Raw genomic sequence first — 21376 nt, 5'->3', positions numbered from 1 at the left:
GACTACGGTCGCACCACGGGCCCTTGGCGCGCCAAGCGTGGCAGGGTTAGGCAAACGTCATCGTCGTCTCGTACAGGCCAAGCCGTTGAATCGGTAAGGCCCTTTCGAGTGGAGGTTCGTTATGGAAGGAACTGGCGCTCTTACTGACTACATGAACGTAGCTCAGATGACGCTCTATGCGTTCTGGCTCTTTCTGGCCGGCTTGATCGTCTATCTTCGGATGGAGGACAAGCGCGAGGGGTATCCGCTGCAGGCGGAAGCGAACGAAAACTGCAACCGGACTCCGGAGAAGAAGCTGGGATTCCCGGCCCCGCCGAGTCCCAAGACCTTCAAGCTGGCGGATGGCCGCAGCATTCAGGTCCCGCGTGCTGAGAAGACCGACTACGAGCTCAACACCCAGCTGCGTGCGGCCCCGACCGCGCCTTGGGATGGTGCGCCCCTTGAGCCGACGGGCAACCCGATGGTCGACGGCGTCGGTCCCGCCGCCTGGGCCAAGCGTGAGGACGAGCCGGAGGTCACCCACGCCGGCAACCAGAAGATTGCCCCGCTGCGGGTGGCCACCGAGTTTGAGGTGGGCATGAGCCGTGATGTCCGGCGCTTCTGGCCGCAGCTCGACCCCGATCCGCGTGGTGATCAGGTGCTTGGTTGTGACGGCACGGTCGCCGGCAAGATCGTCGATATCTGGGTCGATCGTGGCGAGCTGCGCCCGATGTACCTGGAAATGGACCTCTCCGGTGTGGGCTCCAGCAGTGATCGGGTCCTGCTGCCCATCAACTTCGCGCGGGTCGGCTACGACGGCAAGGTACGCGTGAACGCCATCACCGGTAAGCAGTTCACCGATGTGCCGCGACTGCGCGAGTCGGATCGCATCTCGCCGCAGGAAGAGGACTTCATCACCGGTTACTACGGTGGCGGTGTCCTGTACGCGGTGCCTGGCCGCACGGAGCCGTTCCTTTGAGGACGCACGAGTTCGAACCCATCCCGGGGCTCCCTGAGGAGCTCCCGGATGGGGAAGAGATCCTGTGGCAGGGTAAGCCCGCTTGGTGGACGCTCGCCAAGCGGGCGCTTCACGTCCGCAAGGTCGGCGCTTATTTCGTCATCGTTGGCGCCTGGTTCGCTACCGATGCCCTAATCCAGGGGGAAGGGGTGCTGGCCGCGGGCGGCTACGCCGTGAACCAACTACTGATCGGTGCGGTGGCGGTAGGGCTGCTGATGGCGCTGGCCCGATGGATGGCTACCACCACACTCTACTCGATCACCAATCGCCGAGTGGTCATGCGCATCGGAGCGTCGCTGCCGACGACGGTCAACCTGCCCTTTGACCGGATCGAGGCGGCGAATCTCGCCAGGCACCGGGATGGCACCAGTGACGTCTCTGTGCGGCTTGAAGAGGGCGAGAAGGTCCGTTTTCTGCTATTTTGGCCCCACGTTCGGCCCTGGCGGCTGAGCCCCCCCGAGCCGACGCTCCGGGTTGTACCGGATGGCGACGAGGCGGCGCGGATCCTGGCCGAGGCGCTGGAGGCCCACCGGGCACGGGAGAAGGGCACGCAGACCGCTTCCGGGGTTGATCAGGAAGCCGCCGCGCACTCCTGAGCGTGGCGGCGTTGACCTATGCCGGAGAGACGATCTGACCATGGCATCTTCCGAAAAAGACGAGCATCTCAAGGCGGGACCGATCTCCAAGGTCATCATGCCGGTGACCGCGCTCGGCCTCATCCTGATGCTGACCGTTTACGTCCTATACACCGAACTGGTCCTCGGGACAACGGGGTCGGATTTCCAACCGCCGGTCGCCGAGCGCGCGCTCTCGTTCAGCGATGAGGACGGTGAGATCGTCGTGCGGGATGGCCGTTCGGGCGACGTGCTGATGACGGCCGGCGAGGGCGAAGAGTCCTTTATGCGCCAGACGGTCCGGCAGCTCGCGCGGTCTCGGGTCCGCACGGGCGGCAGTGATCAGGTCCCGTTTGTACTCCAGGGCAAAGCAGACGGGCGGCTGATCCTCGAGGATCCAGTCACTGGCCAGGGCGTGGATCTCGCGGCGTTCGGCGAGGACAACGCCGGCGCCTTCGCCCGGTTCCTGGAGACTGAGGACGACGAGAACAGCGTCGAGGGGCCGTAATGGTCGAGTACCTTCTTCCGGCGCTTTTCGCGCTGTTCCTCTGGTGGTTCAGCACGGGCGTGGTGATCTACCTGGACAACCTCCCGGTGCACACGTTCCGCTGGAGCATGCTCGGCGGCACAGTCGGCCTGGCGCTCGGCTTGTACGGGGTGGCGGCGACCAGCACGGACACCTCCGTAGGAGGCGCCTACCTCGCCTTTACCAGCGCACTCCTCGTCTGGGCCTGGGTCGAGCTGAGCTACTATACCAACTACCTGACCGGACCTAGGCAGGTTCGGTGCCCGCAGGACTGCTCAGGTTGGCGTCACTTCGGCCACGCCCTGCAAAGCAACGTCTACCACGAGGTGGCAATTGTCGTGCTCGGCGTGGTCCTGGCGATCCTGACCTGGGGAGACGGCAATCTGGTGGCGCTGTGGACATTCCTGGTGCTGGCCTGGATGCACGAGAGCGCGCGGGTCAACGTGTTCCTGGGGGTGCGTAACCTCAACGAGGAATTCGTCCCGGATCATATGCATTTCCTCCGCGGCTTCATGCGCCGGCGTCCGATGAATCTCTTCTTCCCGTTCTCGGTGAGCATCTCCACGGTGGCGCTGGTGCTCTTGGTGCAGGCGGCCATGGCGCCGGGGATCGACGCGTTCACCGCGGTGGGATTGACCCTCGTTGCGACGCTGATGGCGCTGGCTATCCTCGAGCACTGGTTCCTGGTCATCCCGATGCCCACGGCGTTCCTGTGGCAGTGGGGGCTCAAAGCACGCAATCGCGGTGATCAAGGGGTGGCGACGAAGACCGCCGACGCGGACGCGTCCTCCTCCTGAGGGCAAGGGCGAATCATGCTCGGGGGTCGAGGCACGGCGTGGCGGGACTTGGGACTAGCAGGGATCGCCCTGGCGGCGATTGGCTTGGCCCTGTACCAGCTGCTGAGCGACGAGGCCGGGATCGAGCGCGAGGCGCTGACGATCGATCAGACTCCGGCCACCATCTATCGCCCCGCGGCCGAAGAGGCGGGACCGGTGGTGCTGGTTTCCCACGGTTTCGCCGGTTCGCGGCCGCTCATGGAACCGTTCGCCCTGACGTTGGCCGGCAACGGCTACACCGTGGTGAGTTTTGATTACCTTGGCCACGGCCGCAATCCGCGGCCTCTGCACGGAGACATTACCGCGCAGGACGGCGCGGCCCAGGCACTGGTGGATCAGACCGAGCGGGTCGCCGAGTATGTTCGTGCCGAGTTGATGGGCGAGGACGATAAGCTGGCGGTGCTCGGCCACTCCATGGCCTCGAATATCATCGTGCGTTTTGCCCAGCAGCGGGACGATGTGCTGGCCACGGTGGGAGTGTCGATGTTCGCGCCGACCGTGGACGCTGAGACGCCTGGCAACCTGATGAGTGTTGTCGGGGGGTTCGAGCGCCGTCTGCAGGAAGAGGGCCAACGCGTGGTGGCCATGGCCTTTGACGATCTGCAGCCCGAAGAGGTGGAGATCGGCCGGACCTATGGCGACTTCCCCGATGGTACGGCGCGGCGTATTGCTGTGGCCCCCGGGGTGGAGCACGTCGCGGTGCTCTACAGTCAGGTCAGCCTGGAAGAGGCCGTGTCTTGGCTGGACCAGGCGTTCGGGCGCGATAGCGAGCGCTGGGTCGCTGCGCGCGGTCCATGGGTCGCGCTCCTGTTGGCGGCAGTGATTGCCCTGGCGCGGCCGGGGGCGCGCCTGTTGCCGCGGGTTTCAGCGGCGGGGCGGGGCGCTGGCGCGGGGTGGCGTCGGTTGGCGGTTGTCGCCGGTATCCCGGCGCTTGCTACGCCACTGCTCCTTGCTCCCGTGCCGACGGATTTCCTGCCGGTGGTGATCGGGGACTACGTCGCTATCCACTTCGCGCTGTTCGGGGCGTTGAGCGCCGCACTGCTGTGGTGGACCGCTGGGCGGCCGGGTCCGCGCGGCATCGCGGCGGCCATCGCGTTGGGTGGCGGAGCGGGGCGGCGCTGGTTGCTCGGGGCTGCAGCGGTGATCGGTTACTGCCTGCTGGTGCTCGGCGCGGTGCTGGATCAGTTCGTGACGGTCTTCTATCCAGCCGTGGAACGGTTGCCGCTGTTGTTGGCGATGGTGGCGGGTACGCTGCCGTACTTCCTGGCCGACGAGTGGCTGACCCGCGGGCAGGGGATGCGTCGCGGTGTCTATCCCGCCACCAAGGTGCTCTTCCTGGTTTCTCTGGGGCTGGCCGTGGCGCTGGACCCGGATGGGCTCTTCTTCCTGCTGTTGATCGTCCCGGTCGTGTTGGTGTTCTTTCTGGTCTACGGGCTGTTCAGCCGGTGGGTCTACCGGCATACGGGGCATCCGCTGGTTGCCGGGTTGGCCAACGCGGTGGCGTTCGCTTGGGCACTGGGCGTGACATTCCCGATGCTGGGAGGGGCTGCCGGCTGATACCACGACTCATCCAGGTCGGGCCCAAGACGGGGCTGTGGGCCAGCGAGGCGAGGGTCAGGTCGGAGTCGGCCGACGGTGGTCAGTGTCAGCGGTAGTGCAGTTCGAATCGGCAGGATTCGTCGCCGGCTGCGGCGCACTGGGTCTCGCGGATCGTCGAACGATCATTGACCAGCGACCGGAACAGCTGCTCGAAGGCGGCTGCGTGCCAGTGGCACACCGGGCCTTCGGCCTGCTCATCGGCAATCACCGGGTTGTGGGCCAGATCCAGCAGGCACGGCTGGCCTCGCCGAATGGTCAGCTGTCCCGAGCCGACGAACGTCCACGCGTGCTGGGAAATGGCTTTAAGCAGAAGCGGCCCGGCCAAGAGTGGCGGGAGTACCCGCAGCAGAGTGCGGATGGGAGCCGGGATCCGGTTGTTCAGGACATACTCGCCCGTGCGCTCGCCGGCATCGAGCATGACCCGCTCCGCGCGCTCCGGCCCGAGTTCCCGTCGCACCCGCTGATGGAGAGCGGCGACCGTCGTCTCGGGGACCATCTCTTCGGGCGGGTGCTCGAACCACCGGGACAGCCCGGCAGCGTCGAAGCACCGCCGGGCTGTCTCTTCGTCTTCCAGGGCGCGTAGCGCCGCAGCAACCTGCAGGATCGCGTTGGGCCCGATGCGGGCCTCATGGTGTTGCTCGGCCACTGCGTTCCCCCCTGAGCGCCTCAGACTTCGTCGGTCTCGGCAGCCTTCTGCTGCTTGCCCTTGCCAGGGACCCCGTCTCGGTGGACCTGCACAGGTGCCTCGGTCGGAGTGCGCTCGGTCTCGGTACCGGCCTTATGCGACCGGGCGGCCTTGATCTCTTCCTTGGAGGCCTGCTCCTCGTACTCCGCCCGCTGGGCCTCGGAGAGCGTGCGCGATTTGTCGAAGCTCTTCTCGATGTTCTCGCTGACCTTCTTGCGGGTCTGCGGCCCCCAGTACCCGTGCTTGCCCAAGTCGTAGAACTTGCGCTGGAAGCCGGCCTTCAGGAACGCCTTGAGACACCCGAACAGGTACTTGCGTCGATCGCCGGTGCCCGCCCAGGGGTAGGAGAAGAGGGCCTTGCGCATGTAGAAGCGCCGGTAATTGCTCATGGTGCGATCGAGCAGCTCGCCCCGGTCCATCGCCTGCGGCTTGATGATGGGGGTGACAAAGTTGTACTTCTCGAAGTCGTAGACCTCGACGGTGTCCTTGAGCTCCCGGAACAGATCGGAGAACGGCCACGGGGTATACATGGCCCAGTTGGCGAGGTCCGGTTTCCAGTCCTGGGCCATCTGGTAGGTCTCTTCAAGCGTCTCGGCGGTCTCGTTCTCCAGGCCGACGATGAACTGGGCCTCGACCACGATGCCCGCGTTGCGCAGGAGCTCGATCGCCTTCTTGTTCTGGGCGACGGTCGTCTCCTTGTTGAAGCGGTCGAGCTTGAGCTGCGCAGCCGCCTCAGTCCCCAGGGAGACGTGGATCAGCCCGGCCTTGCGATAGAAGGAGAGGAGCTCTTCGTCGCGCAGAACGTCCGTGACGCGCGTGTTGATCCCCCAGAGGATGCCGCGATCGGGGAGGCCGCGGTCGATCAGCTCCTGGCAGAACTCGATGAACTTCTTCCGGTTGATGGTCGGCTCTTCGTCGGCAAGGATGAAGAAACCGACATCGTGCTCGTCGGCGAGCTTCTCAATCTCGTCGACCACCTTCTTCGGATCCCGAATCCGGTAATCCCGCCAGAATTTCCACTGCGAGCAGAAGGAGCAGGTGAACGGGCAGCCGCGGGCCATGTTGGGGATGGCGACGCGGGTATTGAGCGGTATGTAGGTGTACTTCTCCCACTCCAGAATGCCCCAGTCCGGCTCGATGCTGTCGAGATCCTTGATCGTCGGTGCGGCCGGGGTGGCGACAATCTGCTCGCCGTCGCGGTAGGCGATGCCGAGGATGGACTCACGGTCGCTAGGCCAGCGCCCCTCATCGATCGCACGGGCGAGGTTGACCATGATCTCCTCGCCTTCGCCGCGGACCACCGCGTCAATCCAGGGCGCCTCGCTGAGCACCTGCTTATACATGAAGGTCGGGTGGATGCCGCCAATGAGAGTAACGACGTTGGGGTCGACCTCCTTGGCGATTTCCAGGCTCCGCTCGGCGACGTAGATCGACGGCGTGATCGCGGTGGTGGCCACGACGTCCGGCTTCTCCTTCTCCAGCTCCTCGCGGATGTACTCGTCGGAGAAGTCGTTGGTCATCGCGTCGATGAACCGGATGTTGTCGTAGCCAGCGCGTTTAAGGTGGCCGGCCAGGTAGGCGACCCATGCCGGGGGCCAATTGCCCGCGATTTCCGCACCGCCCGAGGAGTAGTTGGGATGGATGAAGACGATACGCATGGGTCGAGCCTCCGCGACTGCCTTGGTAACTGCGTGATTCGGTCTATCCGCGTAACTTGCACGGCTAGACCGCCTGCTGTCTAGGGTCCTTGACGCTGGATCTTCGATAACGTGTGAGCGCGGTGATCAGTCAAGCCAATAAGACGTCGCCGGGCGCCTGTACCAGGCAGCCCGGCGGTCTCTGGCGCAGCAACCGGGGGCGCTCCCGCCCGGCTGGTTCACCCCGTACCTGAGGCGGTGGGCGTCAGCCCCGCCGCAGCTGATCCTCGGGGACGTCGCGGGGGCCGATCTCGGCCGCATCACCGGCATCTTCCCAGGCCCAGCACCAACCGCTGGCATTGACGAGACGCTTCTCATCCATGCCGAAGGCGGCGCAGTAACCGTGGTCGCCGTCCTCCTCGTGGGGGACGTAGAGCAGGCAGTTGGCGCAGAACTGGTGGCTCTCGAAGCGGGGATGATCCATGTCGGCGTCGGCCTGGTTGTGCACGTAGCCGATGCCCTTGGCCTCGGGCGCATCCTCGCTGATGATCTCCCACGTCTGGTCGTTGCCGTTGTTGTTATTGCCGTTGTCGGCCATGGCCTTGGAGCCGAACAGGCTAGCGGCCGGGATCGCGGCCGTGCTCATCAGGCCCAGGCGCAGGAACTTGCGGCGGGAGCGGTCACACGGTTTGTTGCTCATCATTCTGGCTCCTCTCACGTCAGGGTCGAGGTGACCTTCAAATACTCCACCACCGCCGGTTCAGGGGCCGGTGATGGATCTTCCCAGTATACGGTTCTGTGCGACGTAACGGCGCATTTGCCAGCGTTTAGAGAATGGTCGTACTATCGCGCCAGGCGCAAGGGGGGCGCGACGATGTTGCCCAATGTGCGCCCGACGTCTCAGCGGGGAGGACACGATGGAACACGTGGTGATCGTCGACCCGGAGGGGCAGCGCGTCGGCACCGAGGAGAAGATTCGCGCCCACGCCGACGGCGGGACCCTGCACCTGGCGTTCTGCGTGTTCGTCTTCAATCCCCGAGGGGAGCTGCTCCTGCAGCGCCGTGCCGATAGTAAGTACCACTTCTCGGGCCTCTGGTCGAACACCTGCTGTGGCCACCCGCGGCCCGGCGAGGGCGTGACCGAGGCGGCCGAGCGCCGATTAGGCGAGGAGTTCGGATTCGTCACTCGCCTGCACCCGGTTGCGCAGTTTACCTACCACGCGGAGGATCATCACACCGGGCTTGCCGAGTATGAATACGCCCATGTGCTGATTGGCCGCGCCCCGACGGATCAGCCGGCCCCCGATCCGCTTGAGATCGGTGCCTGGGAGTGGGCTGCCCCGTTGCGGATCCAGGCCGACACGCAGCAGTATCCCCTGCGGTATACGCCGTGGTTCCGGCGCCTGATTCAAGAACAACCGGTTGCTGACTGGGCGACGGGTTAGGGCTGTACCGACCGGGTCGCTCTGTTAATCTGCGCGCGGGCCGGGCGGCCCGCTTCCGCAAGGTCACTGATTTTCAAAACTGGGACGGCACAATCCATGGCACCAGCGTTTCCCTTCTCGGCGATCGCCGGGCAAGACGAGATGAAGCTCGCGATGACCATCGCTGCGGTGGACGGCTCCATCGGCGGTGTTCTGGTCTTCGGTGATCGCGGCACCGGCAAGTCGACGGTGGTCCGCGCTCTGGCCGGGCTTTTGCCGACGATTCGCGCAGCTGACTGCCCGTATCACTGCAATCCGGATAAGGAGGACACCCTCTGCGACCACTGCCGTGAGCAGATCCAGTCGGGCAAGGCGCTGAACGTGCGAGAGATGAACGTGCCAGTGGTGGATCTGCCGCTGGGCGTGACCGAGGATCGCGTGGTCGGCGCGCTCGATCTGGAACAGGCGCTAACTCGGGGCGAAAAGGCGTTCGAGCCGGGCCTGCTGGCGCGCGCTAACCGCGGCTTCCTCTACATCGACGAGGTCAACCTGCTTGAGGACCACATCGTCGATCTCCTGCTTGATGTGGCCGCTAGTGGCGAGAACGTCGTCGAGCGCGAAGGTTTGAGCGTCCGCCACCCGGCCAAGTTCGTCCTCATCGGTAGCGGCAACCCGGAAGAGGGCGAGCTGCGCCCGCAGTTGCTCGACCGCTTCGGACTGTCGGTGGAGGTCTCGACTCCCGAGGAACTGCACACCCGCATGCAGGTGGTGCGCAGGCGGGATGAGTACGAATCCGATCCGAAGGCGTTCGTGCAGAAGTGGGCGGAGCAGGACACCGAGGTGCGCGAGCGGATCGAGAAGGGGCGCGAGAAGCTGCCGCATGTGGAGGTCACCGACGAGATCCTCGAGCGCACTTCGACGCTCTGTATCGCGCTCGGGACCGATGGTCTGCGCGGCGAATTGACGCTGATCCGGGCTGCTCGGGCCGCCGCTGCGCTTGAGCAGGCGGATCAGGTCGAGCTCAAGCATCTGCGTCAGGTGGCTAGCGTGGCCTTGCGCCACCGGCTTCGCCGCGATCCCCTCGACGAGTCCGGGTCCACCACCCGGGTCCAGCGAGCCGTGGAGGAGCACCTGCCTGCATGAGCGCTGCGCTCGATTACAACAGTGCCGAGTCGGCCTGGGAGGATGCGGCGACTGCGGCGGCGTTGCTGGCGATCGACCCGCCCGGTGTGGGGGGCGTCTGCCTGCGTTCACTGCCCGGGCCGGTGCGCGACCGCTGGGTCCAGATCGCGCGTGAGCTGCTGCCCGCAGAGACGCCGTGGCGCCGCATCCCGATCAATATCTCAGATAGTCGCCTGCTTGGTGGCCTGGATTTGACGGCCACGCTCCGCTCCGGCCGGCCGGTGGTGGAGCGGGGTGTGCTGGCCGAGGTCGATGGCGGCGTGGCCGTTTTGGCCATGGCCGAGCGCATCGCCCCGGCCACCGCTGGCAAGCTCGGGGCGGTGCTCGATAACGGCGAGGTCCGGCTGGAGAGGGACGGCCTGGCCGAGCGGATGACGAGCCGCTTCGGGGTGATCGCCCTGGATGAGGGCGCCGAAGAAGACGAGCGGCCGGTGGGGCCGCTTCGCGATCGGCTGGGGTGCCACCTCGATCTCAACGGGATCCCGGTGCATGTCGCCGGCGGCTGTGAGTACACGGCCGATGACGTGGCGGCGGCGCGGGACCGTCTGGACCAGGTCCATTGCTCCGATGAGTTGGCCGAGGCCCTGTGTGCCGGTGGGCTGGCGCTGGGTATCGGCTCATTGCGGGCCCCGCTGCAGGCATTGCGTGCTGCCCGGGCGGCAGCTGCACTGGCCGGGCGGACGGAAGTGACCCAGGAGGACGTGGCGCTCGCAACGCGACTGATCCTGGTGCCGCGGGCCACCCGCATCCCGGAGATGCAACAGCCGGAAGAAGAACAGCCCGAGGAGCAGCAGGAGACCCAGGAGACTGAGCAGCAGGAGCAGGAAGAGCCGCCCCCGCCGCCGGAGCAGGAGGACGACGAGCGTCCTGATGAGGAGGATGGCGGTGAGCAAGACGAAGACGATCAGGGGCAGGACGAGGATGAGGACGAGGAGCAGGCGCCGGCGGAAATCCCGGCAGAGCTCGTGCTGGATGCTGCAAGAGCGGTGCTCCCCGATAACCTGCTCCAGCAGATGAAAATTCGCGAGCTGGCTCAGCGCAACCGGTCGCAGACGCCGGGGCGTGCCGGTGCCCTGCAGCAGGGGGGCGGGCGCGGCCGCCCGGCCGGGGTGCGAGCAGGCAACCCGGGTGGGGGTGCGCGACTGAATGTGGTTGAGACGCTGCGCACGGCGGCTCCTTGGCAGCCGCTGCGGCGGGAGCACGATCAGACGGGGCGGCGGGTCATTGTCCGCCCCGAGGATTTCCGGGTTACCCGCTTCAAGCAGCGCAGTCAGACGACGACGATCTTCGCGGTGGATGCCTCGGGATCTTCGGCCATGCACCGGCTTTCGGAGGCCAAGGGTGCGGTGGAGCTGCTGTTGGCCGAGTGCTATGTGCGCCGGGATGAGGTGGCGCTGGTTGCCTTCCGGGGGCGGGGGGCCGAAGTGCTGCTGCCTCCGACGCGTTCCCTGACCCGGGCCAAGAAGGGGCTTGCCGGGTTGCCGGGGGGAGGCGGGACGCCACTGGCTGCGGGCATCGATACCGCGCGGCAGCTCACCGGCGAAGTGCGCCGCAAGGGAGCCACCCCGGTGTTGATCCTGCTCACCGACGGCCGTGCCAATGTCACCCGGGAAGGCCTCGGTGGCCGCGACAAGGCGCAGCAGGAGGCCACCGAGGCCGCCCGTGCCATCCGCGTGATGGGGATCCGGGCATTGGTGGTGGATACCTCGCCGCGACCGCGTCCGATGGGCCGTGAGTTAGCCGAAGCGATGGGAGCAGACTATCTGCCGCTGCCGCGAGCTGATGCCTCTTCGATCAGTTCGGCAGTGCAGGCAGTGACCGGTACGGGGCGCTAGACCGGGAGGAAGGTCATGGGAGCGGCGTTGGCCTGGGAGCGGGACGCTGCCGGGTGGCCGAACCACGAGGCCAGTCGGTTCGTCCAAGCGGGCGGGTTGCGTTGGCACGTGCAAGTCTACGGCGAGGGGCCGCCCGCGCTGCTGCTCCACGGCAGTGCCGCCTCGGTGCACTCCTGGCGCGACTTCGGGCCGCGGCTTGCCGAGCACTACACCGTGGTGGCCCTGGATCTGCCCGGACACGGGTTCAGTGCAGCGCCGTCGCGCCGCCTGCAGACCCTCTCCGGTGCGGGCGAGGGGATTGCCGAGCTTCTGGACGCACTGGGGGTCGCGCCCCGGGTGGCCATTGGCCATTCGGTGGGTGCGGCCCTGTTGGCCCGCATGGCCCTCGATGGTCGCATCCAGCCCGATGTGCTGATCAGCATCAATGGGGCCTTCCTGCCGTTCTCGGGTATCGCCGGTCACCTGTTTCCCACCACGGCGCGCCTGCTGACCTACAACCCACTGGTCCCCTTCTGGCTCGCCTTCCGGGCCCGTAACCGCGTATTCCTGGCCGATGTCCTGGCGCGTACCGGCTCGCGGATCGACGAGGCCGGCATCGATCTCTATCAGCGATTGGCAACCCATCCGGGTCACGTCGCCGCGGCGCTGGGCATGATGGCGCGCACCCACGACGGCCTTTACGCCCTGATGGAGGATCTGCCGCAGCTGACTGTGCCGCTGGTCCTGTTCGCGGCCAGCGGGGATCGCACCGTACCTCCGGCGCAGGCCGAGCGGGTGCGCCTGCGGCTGCCGTCGGCGCGCCTGGAAATCCTCCAGGGTCTCGGGCACCTGGCCCACGAGGAAGCGCCGGATCGGGTGACCGAGCAGGTCCTGGCCGCCATCCGCGCCACCGCGCCAAAAGGTCGCGGTGGCGCGGATATTCGTTGACATAGTCCCGACCGTACTTAAGGTGAAACCCATGCGAATGAATCCTGATGCCCCTGCTCCCGCTGTCGGTGGCCAGTCGCCCCACGCCGTGGTTATCGGTGCCGGCTTCGGGGGGCTGGCAGCTGCGATCCGCCTCGGTGCGCGTGGTTACCGCGTCACCGTGGTGGATCGGCTCGATGGCCCCGGTGGCCGGGCCTACGTGCACCAGCAAGACGGTTTTACCTTCGATGCGGGGCCAACGATCGTCACGGCACCGTTCCTTTTCCGTGAGCTCTGGGAACTGGCCGGGCGGCGTTTCGAGGACGACATCGACCTGCGCCTGATGGATCCCTTCTACCGGGTGCGCTTCGACGACGGCAGCCACTTTGACTACACCGGTGATCCGGAGCGGATGCGGGCCGAAGTCGAGCGCTTCGCCCCGGGGGATCTCGACGGCTATCACCGCTACATGGCGGCCAGCGAGGAGATCTTCCGGATCGGCTTCGAGCAGCTCAGCTATAAGCCGTTCAACCGGTTTACGGACATGCTGCGCGTGGTCCCCGACCTGATCCGGTTGCAGAGCTACTACAGCGTTCACGGCCTGGTCTCGCGCTACGTCAAGGATGAGCGGCTGCGCCAGGTGCTGAGCTTCCATCCGCTGCTCATCGGTGGCAACCCCTTCTCGGTCACCTCGGTCTACTGCCTGATCGAGTACCTTGAGCAGCACTGGGGCGTCCACTACGTCATGGGCGGCACCGGGAAGCTCGCCAGCGGCATGGCGGATCTGGTCGCCGGGCAGGGGGGTGAGATCCGCTACAACGCCGATGTGGAAGCGATCACCGTGGATCAGGGGCGTGCCACCGGTGTGGAGCTGGCCAACGGTGAGCGCATCGATGCCGATGTCGTGGTCTCCAACGCCGACGCCGCCTGGACCTACCGCAAGCTCGTCCCGGCGAGCGCCCGCAGTCGCTGGACCGATCGTCGCCTGGATCGGGCGCGCTACTCCATGGGGCTTTACGTCTGGTACTTCGGTACCCGTCGCCAGTACCACGACGTACCGCACCACACCATTCTCATGGGGCCGCGGTACAAGGAACTCATCCAGGATATTTTCGAGCGCAAGGTGCTGGCGGACGACTTCAGCCTCTACCTGCACCGTCCGACGGCCACCGATCCGTCGCTGGCGCCCGAGGGCTGTGACGCCTTCTATGTGCTCTCGCCGGTGCCGCACCTCGGCAGCGACGTGGACTGGGAGACGCAGGCCGAGCCTTATCGGCAGGCGATCTCCAAGTATCTCAGTCAGACCGTTCTGCCCGGCCTGGAGGATGAGCTGGCGACCTCGCTGGTGGCTACGCCGCTCGACTTCCGTCACCGGTTGAAGTCCTGGCTCGGTACCGGTTTCAGCCTGGAGCCGGTGCTGCAGCAAAGCGCCTGGTTCCGCCCCCACAATCGCAGTGAAGATGTCCAGCACCTCTACCTGGTCGGCGCCGGTACCCACCCCGGTGCCGGTCTGCCCGGAGTGGTTTCTTCTGCCAAGATCCTCGACGAGGTAGTCCCTGATGCTCGTACCTTCGCCTGATCCAAGCCTGGCACCGGAGCCATATCTGCTCCACACGGATCGCCGAGCTTGTCGGGCCCTGCTTAGCACCGGGTCGCGGACTTTCATGGCCGCGTCCTGGCTGCTCCCGCGGGAGCGCCGTGATGCCGCCACTGCCCTCTACGCCTTCTGCCGCGAGGCAGACGATGCCGTGGATGAGGGGCCAGGCGATGCGGCGGCACTGGCGGCGCTGCATGAGCGCCTGGATGCGGTCTACGCCGGTCGGCCGCAGGCCCATCCTGCGGATCGTGCCTTCGCCTGCGTGGCCCACTACTACAATGTCCCGCAGACCCTGCCGGGGGCGTTGATCGAGGGGTTTCGCTGGGACGCCGAGGGGCGCCGTTACGAGACCATCGAAGAACTCTACGAGTACGCCGTGCGTGTCGCGGGCACAGTCGGGGTGATGATGTCGCTGCTCATGGATGTGCGTAGCCCCTCAGCACTGGCCCGGGCGTGCGACCTCGGGGTCGGTATGCAGTTGACCAACATCGCCCGCGATGTCGGCGAGGATGCACGGCGCGGCCGGCTTTATCTGCCGCGGCAGTGGATGTACGAGGCCGGTGTCGACCCGGACGCATTCCTAGCCCGGCCGCAATTCTCGCCGGAGCTCGGCAGGGTCATTCAGCGCCTTCTGTGTGACGCCGATCGCCACTACGAACGGGCCATGCCGGGCTTCCACGCGCTGCCGCGGCGGGTACGCCCGGGGCTGTGTGCCGCCCGGCTCCTCTACGCTGAGATCGGCCGCGAACTCGAGCGCCGGGACTGCGACTCGGTCAATCAGCGGGCCGTAGTCGGCGCGCAGCGCAAGCTGCGCGTCCTCTCCCAGGTGGCCTCGACCCTGGCCGCCGCTCCGCGGGACGACTCGGCGCCGGCCTTACCACAGGGGCAGTACCTGATCGATGCCGTCCGGCAGGCACCCGAGGCTGTGGGTCCGCCGGGGCGCCTCGAGGGGCAGGTCGCTTGGGTGCTGGGCCTGTTCGAGCGCCTCGAGCGGATGGATGCGGAGCGCCTGGAGCGTATGGATGCCGCCCGATCCGGGCGCCAGGTCTCCGGCTGATTCCGGCGGTTCTACTGACGGGCACGCCTTCCAGGGCTCGCCGGTTCGGCTGGGGATACGAGCCGCGGTGTGGCGAGCCGCGCCGGGTGTTCCGGCCAGCGTCGGTCATGCACTCCCCGATTGCGTTCGCCTTGAGTGGGCGCATATCTACCTCCGATTGTCAGCGGCCACCGCCTGGCCGCCTTCCCCCGCCCTCAGTCGGCTCACACGCAAAACCCAGCCCAAGTCCGCTAAAACGGGCCGCCCGACAATCCATAATCGTCCAAACGGGTCGTCACCCGGAACCTGCCTGCCCGCCCACCCGCCCGCTACGCCGTCGGCGACGATCAGCGAGTAGTTGCTAAAGAGGTCGCACATGAGCTTCCACACCCTACCGCCGAAACAGGATCTCTACGATCCAGCCCTAGAGCACGATTCCTGCGGAATCGGATTTGTCTGTCACATCCGCAACCAGAAGAGTCACCGCATCATTGAACAGGGGCTGGAGATCCTCGAACGCCTCCACCACCGCGGGGCAGTAGGCGCCGATCCAAAGGCCGGAGATGGGGCCGGGATGCTGATGCAGATCCCCGACGCATTCTTCCGCGCCAAAGTGGATTTCGAGTTGCCGGCGGCGGGCGATTACGGCGTGGCCATGGTCTTTTTCAGCCGTGACGAGGTGCAGCGCACCCAGTTGCAAGCAACCATCGAGAGCCATGTCCGCGATGGTGGTCAGCGGGTCCTTGGTTGGCGCGATGTACCGGTGGATAACAGCGACCTGGGTGAGACGGTTCTGCCTACGGAGCCGATCGTCAAACAGCTATTCATCGGCCGTGGCGCAAACTGCCCCGACCAAGAAGCGTTCGAGCGCAAGCTATTCGTCATTCGCAAGCGCATGGATAACGCCATCAACGCCGCTGGCTACGATGTCAGCGATAACTATGTCACCTCGATGTCCTCGCGGACGATCACCTACAAGGGCATGCTGCTCGCCGGGCAGGTCGGAGGTTACTACCGCGATCTGCAGGATGAGCGCTTTGTCAGCGCCCTGGCTCTGGTCCACCAGCGCTTCTCCACCAATACCTTTCCAACCTGGGATCTGGCGCAGCCGTTTCGCATGATCTGCCATAACGGCGAGATCAATACCCTACGTGGCAACGTCAACTGGATGGCTGCCCGCCGACATACGATGAGTTCCAAGGTGCTTGGGGATGATCTCGACACCATCTGGCCCTTGATCCCTGAGGGCCAATCCGACTCGGCATGCTTTGATAACGCCCTGGAGTTGCTGGTTCGGGGTGGGTACTCGCTGGCCCATGCGATGATGCTTCTCATCCCCGAGGCGTGGTCGGATAACATCCTGATGGATGAGAAGCGACGCGCATTCTATGAGTATCACGAGGCCCTCATGGAACCGTGGGACGGTCCAGCGGCGATTGCCTTCACCGATGGCCGCCAGATCGGTGCCACGCTGGATCGCAACGGCCTGCGTCCGGCCCGTTACCTCGTTACGGATGACGACCTGGTCATCCTCGGCTCGGAAATGGGTGTCCTGGATATCCCGGAGGAACGGATCATCCAGAAATGGCGCCTTCAGCCGGGGCTGATGCTGCTGATCGACCTTGAAGAGGGGCGCATTATCAGTGATCAGGAGATCAAGACCCAGCTGGCCGAGGCCCATCCCTATGCCGATTGGTTGCGTCGCACCCAGATCCGCCTTGAGGATTTGCCGACCAGCGTCGGTCCCATGGCCCCTGACGACACCACGTTGCTCGACCAGCAGCAGGCCTTCGGCTACACCCAGGAAGACATCAAATTCCTGCTCAAGCCGATGGTGGCCTCCGGGGCCGAGGCGGTGGGGTCTATGGGGGCCGACAATCCACTGGCGGTGCTGTCCAGCCGGCCCAAGCACCTGTCGAGCTACTTCAAGCAGAACTTCGCCCAGGTGACCAACCCGGCCATCGATCCGATCCGCGAAGAGCTGGTGATGTCACTGGTGTGCATGATCGGACCACGCCCCAACTTGCTTGGCTTCGACGAGGCCGGTCAGAACTGGCGCCTGGAAACCCCCCAGCCGGTCCTCACCAACGAGGACCTGGAACGCATCCGGCATATCGAATACAGCTCCTCAGGCACCTTCCGCACCCGGACAGTCGATATCTGTTATCCCAGCAGTGAAGGTGCCGAGGGTATGCACAACGCCCTCGACCGGGTGTGTCAGAAGGCCAAGCAGGCGGTGCTTGACGGCTACAACATCCTCATCCTGTCGGATCGCAATACCAACCTGGATCACATCCCGATCCCGATGCTGCTTGCCACCTCGGCGGTCCACCACCATCTGACCCGTCACGGCCTGCGCACCAGTTCGGGACTGGTTGTGGAGACCGGTGCAGCGCTTGAAGTGCACCACTTCGCAACCCTCTGCGGCTACGGCGCCGAGGCAGTGAACCCCTACCTGGCTTTCGACACCATCCAGTCGATCCTGTCGAGCCTGCCGGAGCCAATGGACTTCGAGGCGGCCCAGCGGAGCTATATCAAAGCCGTCGATAAGGGGCTGCTCAAGGTCATGTCGAAGATGGGCATCTCCACCCTGGAATCCTATTGCGGTGCGCAGATCTTCGACGCAGTCGGCCTGAACAGCGAATTCGTCGATCAGTACTTCACCGGTACCCCGACCCGAATCGAGGGCGTCGGGCTCCAGGAGGTCGCCGAAGAGGCGGTGCGCTGGCACGGTTCAGCCTACGGTAGCGCCGAAATCTACCGTACGCACCTGGATGTGGGCGGTGATTACGAATACCGGCTGCGTGGTGAGGATCACGTTTGGACCCCGGATACGATCGCCAAGCTCCAGCACGCCACCCGCGCCAACGACGCCCAGACCTACGCTCAGTTTACTCAGCTGATCAACGACCAGAGCGAGCGGTTGCTCACGCTGCGCGGTTTGATGGACTTCAAGTACGCCGATCAGGGGATACCGCTTGAAGAGGTCGAGCCAGCGAGCGAGATCGTCAAACGCTTTTCAACCGGCGCGATCTCCTTTGGTGCGATCTCCTACGAGGCACACTCGGGCCTCGCCAGGGCCATGAATGCCCTGGGGGGCAAATCCAACACGGGTGAGGGCGGCGAGGAACCAGAGCGTTTCGCGCCGCTCGAGGACGGTTCGATGAACCCCGAGCGCTCGGCCATTAAACAGGTCGCCTCGGGGCGTTTCGGTGTGACCACCGAGTATCTGGCCAACTCCGACGACATCCAGATCAAGATCGCTCAGGGCGCCAAGCCGGGCGAGGGCGGGCAGCTGCCTGGTCAAAAGGTCGATCGCAGCATCGCCAGGGTGCGCCACTCGACCCCTGGCGTGGGCCTGATCTCTCCGCCGCCGCACCACGACATCTACTCCATTGAGGATCTCGCGCAGCTGATCCACGATCTGAAGAACGTCCAGCCGCGCGCGCGGATCTCGGTCAAGCTGGTCTCCGAGGTCGGCGTTGGTACCGTGGCCGCGGGTGTATCCAAGGCGCACGCTGATCAGATTACCATCGCCGGCTATGACGGCGGCACCGGCGCCAGCCCGTTGACCTCCATCAAGCATGCCGGAAGCGCCTGGGAGATCGGCCTGGCCGAGACGCACCAGACGCTGGTCCACAACCGTCTGCGCGGACGCGTCTCGGTCCAGGTCGACGGCGGCATGCGGACTGGCCGCGATGTGGTCATCGGTGCCTTGCTCGGGGCTGACGAGTTCGGCTTTGCGACCGCACCGCTGATCGTTCAGGGCTGCATCATGATGCGCAAGTGCCACCTGAACACCTGCCCGGTCGGGGTGGCAACCCAGGACCCCGAGCTCCGCCGACGTTTCCGGGGGCAGCCCGAACACCTGATCAACTACTTCTTCTTCGTCGCCGAAGAGGTGCGGCAGATCATGGCCAAGCTTGGCTTCCGCACCGTCAATGAGATGATCGGGCAGTCTGATCGGCTTGAAAAGCGCTCGGCGATCGACCACTGGAAGGCGAAGGGTCTGGACTTCTCAAGCATGCTGGCCAAGCCGGAAGCCGCCCCGGGCGTCTCGATCTACAACAGCGAACAGCAGGACCACGGGCTGGAGCAGGCCCTCGACCACTTCCTGATCGAGCAGGCGCAGCCGGCGCTGCAGGACGGCACCCCGGTGCGCATGGAAACCCCGGTCTACAACTACCATCGCACCGTAGGCACCATGCTCTCGGGGCGTATAGCGGAACGGTACGGTCATTCGGGGCTGGCCGATGACACGATCTATATCAAGGCCGCAGGGACTGGTGGGCAGTCGTTTGGCGCCTGGCTCGCACGGGGGGTGACCATTGAGCTGGCCGGCGATGCCAACGACTATGTCGGGAAAGGCCTATCCGGTGGGCGCCTGATCGTGTACCCACCCGAGCACGCCGGGATCGCCGCCGCCGAAGACAACATCATCGTCGGCAATACGGTCCTTTACGGTGCGATAAGCGGTGAGTGCTTCTTCCGCGGGGTCGGCGGAGAGCGATTCTGTGTTCGCAACTCCGGCGCGACCGCCGTGGTTGAAGGGGTCGGCGATCACGGCTGTGAATACATGACGGGCGGGGTCATGGTTTGCCTCGGCTCCACCGGGCGCAACTTCGCTGCAGGGATGTCTGGCGGCATCGCCTACGTCCTCGATGAGGAGGGCACCTTCGCCGAGCGCTGCAACCCGGCCATGGTAGCGCTACAGTCCGTTGATCCGGAGCAGGCGTACCAGGAGCGCATTGAGGAGGTCGAACGGGGCGGGCCAATCAACATCGATGAGGATCCGCGCCGTCACGACGTCAAACGGCTGCGCACGCTGATCGAGCGCCACCTGGGCTACACAGGGTCGCACCGGGCCCGGGAGATCCTCGACAACTGGGAGTTCTATCTACCCAGGTTCGTGAAGGTCATGCCGCTTGAGTTCCGCCGCGCACTCGACGAGATCGAGGCGCAACGGGCACAGCCACCGTCGCCGACCCGGCCGGCGAAGTTTCATCAGGCTCTCCAGGGGAGCGTTGATCATGGGTAAACAAACTGGATTCTTGGAACACGAGCGCCAAGAGTACGGCTATCAGCCGGCCTGTAAGCGCGTCTTCCACTACGGGGAGTTCCTGATCCCGCTCAGCCGGGAGCAAGTCGGCCAACAGGGGGCTCGCTGTATGGACTGCGGCATCCCCTTCTGCCACAGCGGCTGTCCGGTGGACAACCTGATCCCGAACTGGAACGACATGGTCTACCGCGGTGAATGGGAGCGGGCCGTCGAAGAGTTGCACGCCACCAACAACTTCCCTGAATTCACCGGCAGGGTCTGCCCGGCACCCTGTGAGGCCTCCTGTACCCTGAACCTCGATGACAGTCCTGTATCCATCAAGACCATCGAATGCAGCATCGTCGATCGGGCGTGGGAAGCGGGGCTGATCCGTCCCCGGGTGGCCCGCCGCCGGACGGGTAAGCGGATTGCCGTCGTTGGTTCCGGGCCGGCGGGCCTGGCCTGCGCCCAACAACTCGCGCGGGTTGGCCATAACGTTGATGTCTACGAGAAAGCCGACGCAATCGGCGGGCTCCTGCGATACGGCATCCCCGATTTCAAGCTTGAGAAGAGGCACATCGACCGGCGTATCGCACAGATGCGCACCGAAGGGGTGCAGTTCCACACGTTGACCCATGTCGGGGTGGACATACCGATCGCCCAACTGCGTGATGAGTTTGATTCGGTGGTCCTCGCCGGTGGCAGTGAGCAGCCTCGTGACCTGCCTGTGCCCGGTCGCGAACTCAACGGCGTCCACTTCGCCATGGAATTTTTGACCGCCAACAGCAAGCGGGTCCAGGGCGTGTATGTGCCCGACGACGCGTTCATTGACGCCCAGGGCAAGCACGTGGTGGTCATCGGTGGCGGCGATACGGGCTCCGACTGTGTGGGGACCTCGTGTCGTCATGGGGCACGCTCTGTGACCCAGGTGGAAATCCTCAATAAGCCGCCGGAAAAAGAGGATAAAGAGCTGACCTGGCCCTACTGGCCGGAGAAACTCAACACATCGACCTCCCACCAAGAGGGGTGCGAGCGGATGTGGAACTTCCTGACCAAGGAGTTCGTCGGCGATGGCAGCGGCCATGTCCGCGCGATCCGTTACGCCAAGGTTGAGTGGCACAAGGACCAGCAGGGCCGCTGGCAGATGAGCGAGATCCCCGGTAGCGAGGCCGAGATGCCGGCCGATCGGGTCTTTCTGGCTATGGGGTTTCTCCACCCGGTCCGTGCGGGGATGATCGCTGAACTGGAGGAGAAGGGGGGGCTGGAACTCGATGACCGCGGCAATGTACGCGGCGATACTGAAGGAGCGGATGCCTACAAGACCAGTACGGATGGCGTCTTCGTCGCCGGAGACATGCGTCGGGGCCAGTCACTCGTGGTCTGGGCAATCCGCGAAGGCCGGCAGTGCGCTCATGCGGTCGACAAGTGGCTGCAGGGCACGAGCGATCTGCCCCGCTGATCGAA

Annotated in this window: 16 protein-coding genes; 13 read left to right on the top strand and 3 right to left on the bottom strand. The window is 65.3% G+C overall.

Annotation, left to right across the window (positions count from 1 at the left end; genetic code table 11):
* Positions 1-121: 121 nt before the first annotated feature.
* The 5 genes from puhA to HHAL_RS08190 are packed head-to-tail and all read left to right on the top strand — an operon-like array spanning position 122 to position 4530.
* Positions 122-958 carry a photosynthetic reaction center subunit H gene (gene puhA, locus HHAL_RS08210; protein WP_011814417.1) on the top strand — a complete coding sequence of 279 codons (837 nt, stop codon included), beginning with the start codon at positions 122-124 and terminating at the stop codon, positions 956-958.
* Positions 955-1593 (top strand): photosynthetic complex putative assembly protein PuhB, encoded by a 639-nt coding sequence (gene puhB, locus HHAL_RS08205; RefSeq protein ID WP_011814416.1) that lies wholly within the window; start codon positions 955-957, stop codon positions 1591-1593. The genes puhA and puhB overlap by 4 nt, the downstream gene beginning before the upstream one ends.
* A 40-nt stretch (positions 1594-1633) precedes the next feature.
* A complete protein-coding gene (gene puhC / locus HHAL_RS08200; protein WP_011814415.1) occupies positions 1634-2119 on the top strand; it encodes a photosynthetic complex assembly protein PuhC in 486 nt (161 codons plus the stop codon).
* Positions 2119-2934 (top strand): putative photosynthetic complex assembly protein PuhE, encoded by an 816-nt coding sequence (puhE, locus tag HHAL_RS08195; RefSeq protein WP_011814414.1) that lies wholly within the window; start codon positions 2119-2121, stop codon positions 2932-2934. The genes puhC and puhE overlap by 1 nt, the downstream gene beginning before the upstream one ends.
* Positions 2935-2949: 15 nt before the next feature.
* A complete protein-coding gene (locus tag HHAL_RS08190) occupies positions 2950-4530 on the top strand; it encodes an alpha/beta hydrolase (RefSeq protein ID WP_011814413.1) in 1581 nt (526 codons plus the stop codon).
* Between the two features lie 88 nt (positions 4531-4618).
* Here HHAL_RS08190 and bchJ read toward each other — a convergent pair whose 3' ends face one another.
* From bchJ to HHAL_RS08175, 3 genes are all read right to left on the bottom strand, one after another.
* Complete coding sequence (gene bchJ / locus HHAL_RS08185; RefSeq protein ID WP_011814412.1) at positions 4619-5218, bottom strand: bacteriochlorophyll 4-vinyl reductase; 600 nt, start codon at positions 5216-5218, stop codon at positions 4619-4621.
* A 20-nt stretch (positions 5219-5238) separates the two neighbouring features.
* Positions 5239-6915 (bottom strand): magnesium-protoporphyrin IX monomethyl ester anaerobic oxidative cyclase, encoded by a 1677-nt coding sequence (gene bchE / locus HHAL_RS08180; RefSeq protein WP_011814411.1) that lies wholly within the window; start codon positions 6913-6915, stop codon positions 5239-5241.
* A gap of 244 nt (positions 6916-7159) precedes the next feature.
* Positions 7160-7597 (bottom strand): high-potential iron-sulfur protein, encoded by a 438-nt coding sequence (locus HHAL_RS08175; protein WP_011814410.1) that lies wholly within the window; start codon positions 7595-7597, stop codon positions 7160-7162.
* A gap of 214 nt (positions 7598-7811) precedes the next feature.
* Between HHAL_RS08175 and idi the strand changes: the two genes are divergently transcribed.
* The 8 genes from idi (at position 7812) to HHAL_RS08135 (ending at position 21371) form a co-directional block, all read left to right on the top strand.
* A complete protein-coding gene (gene idi / locus HHAL_RS08170; RefSeq protein WP_011814409.1) occupies positions 7812-8339 on the top strand; it encodes an isopentenyl-diphosphate Delta-isomerase in 528 nt (175 codons plus the stop codon).
* A 96-nt stretch (positions 8340-8435) separates the two neighbouring features.
* Positions 8436-9461, top strand: a complete 1026-nt coding sequence (gene bchI / locus HHAL_RS08165; protein WP_011814408.1) for a magnesium chelatase ATPase subunit I — start codon at positions 8436-8438, stop codon at positions 9459-9461.
* Positions 9458-11335: a magnesium chelatase subunit D gene (locus tag HHAL_RS08160; RefSeq protein ID WP_011814407.1), complete on the top strand. Its 1878-nt coding sequence runs from the start codon at positions 9458-9460 to the stop codon at positions 11333-11335. The genes bchI and HHAL_RS08160 overlap by 4 nt, the downstream gene beginning before the upstream one ends.
* A gap of 15 nt (positions 11336-11350) precedes the next feature.
* Entirely contained in the window at positions 11351-12262 is a 912-nt protein-coding gene (gene bchO / locus HHAL_RS08155; RefSeq protein ID WP_011814406.1) for an alpha/beta fold hydrolase BchO, read from the top strand.
* A gap of 31 nt (positions 12263-12293) precedes the next feature.
* Entirely contained in the window at positions 12294-13820 is a 1527-nt protein-coding gene (locus HHAL_RS08150; RefSeq protein WP_011814405.1) for a phytoene desaturase, read from the top strand.
* Positions 13801-14895 carry a phytoene/squalene synthase family protein gene (locus tag HHAL_RS08145; protein ID WP_011814404.1) on the top strand — a complete coding sequence of 365 codons (1095 nt, stop codon included), beginning with the start codon at positions 13801-13803 and terminating at the stop codon, positions 14893-14895. Before HHAL_RS08150 ends, HHAL_RS08145 begins: the two co-directional genes overlap by 20 nt.
* 355 nt (positions 14896-15250) lie before the next feature.
* Positions 15251-19912 carry a glutamate synthase large subunit gene (gltB, locus tag HHAL_RS08140; protein WP_011814403.1) on the top strand — a complete coding sequence of 1554 codons (4662 nt, stop codon included), beginning with the start codon at positions 15251-15253 and terminating at the stop codon, positions 19910-19912.
* Positions 19905-21371 carry a glutamate synthase subunit beta gene (locus HHAL_RS08135; RefSeq protein ID WP_011814402.1) on the top strand — a complete coding sequence of 489 codons (1467 nt, stop codon included), beginning with the start codon at positions 19905-19907 and terminating at the stop codon, positions 21369-21371. The genes gltB and HHAL_RS08135 overlap by 8 nt, the downstream gene beginning before the upstream one ends.
* The last annotated feature ends 5 nt before the right edge of the window (positions 21372-21376 follow it).

This window comes from Halorhodospira halophila SL1 (assembly GCF_000015585.1).
In the GTDB taxonomy this organism is placed as follows: Bacteria; Pseudomonadota; Gammaproteobacteria; order Nitrococcales; family Halorhodospiraceae; genus Halorhodospira; species Halorhodospira halophila.
The sequence above is the reverse complement of the archived record's forward strand: the minus strand, read 5'-3'. Positions and strand labels throughout refer to the sequence as shown.

Coding starts and splice junctions, on each gene's coding strand:
- HHAL_RS08175 (WP_011814410.1), bottom strand. CDS start 7,597: ATGATGAGCAACAAACCGTGTGACCGCTCCCGCCGCAAGTTCCTGCGC.
- gltB (WP_011814403.1), top strand. CDS start 15,251: ATGAGCTTCCACACCCTACCGCCGAAACAGGATCTCTACGATCCAGCC.
- HHAL_RS08190 (WP_011814413.1), top strand. CDS start 2,950: ATGCTCGGGGGTCGAGGCACGGCGTGGCGGGACTTGGGACTAGCAGGG.
- bchE (WP_011814411.1), bottom strand. CDS start 6,915: ATGCGTATCGTCTTCATCCATCCCAACTACTCCTCGGGCGGTGCGGAA.
- bchI (WP_011814408.1), top strand. CDS start 8,436: ATGGCACCAGCGTTTCCCTTCTCGGCGATCGCCGGGCAAGACGAGATG.
- puhA (WP_011814417.1), top strand. CDS start 122: ATGGAAGGAACTGGCGCTCTTACTGACTACATGAACGTAGCTCAGATG.
- idi (WP_011814409.1), top strand. CDS start 7,812: ATGGAACACGTGGTGATCGTCGACCCGGAGGGGCAGCGCGTCGGCACC.
- HHAL_RS08160 (WP_011814407.1), top strand. CDS start 9,458: ATGAGCGCTGCGCTCGATTACAACAGTGCCGAGTCGGCCTGGGAGGAT.
- HHAL_RS08150 (WP_011814405.1), top strand. CDS start 12,294: ATGCGAATGAATCCTGATGCCCCTGCTCCCGCTGTCGGTGGCCAGTCG.
- bchO (WP_011814406.1), top strand. CDS start 11,351: ATGGGAGCGGCGTTGGCCTGGGAGCGGGACGCTGCCGGGTGGCCGAAC.
- HHAL_RS08145 (WP_011814404.1), top strand. CDS start 13,801: ATGCTCGTACCTTCGCCTGATCCAAGCCTGGCACCGGAGCCATATCTG.
- puhE (WP_011814414.1), top strand. CDS start 2,119: ATGGTCGAGTACCTTCTTCCGGCGCTTTTCGCGCTGTTCCTCTGGTGG.
- HHAL_RS08135 (WP_011814402.1), top strand. CDS start 19,905: ATGGGTAAACAAACTGGATTCTTGGAACACGAGCGCCAAGAGTACGGC.
- puhC (WP_011814415.1), top strand. CDS start 1,634: ATGGCATCTTCCGAAAAAGACGAGCATCTCAAGGCGGGACCGATCTCC.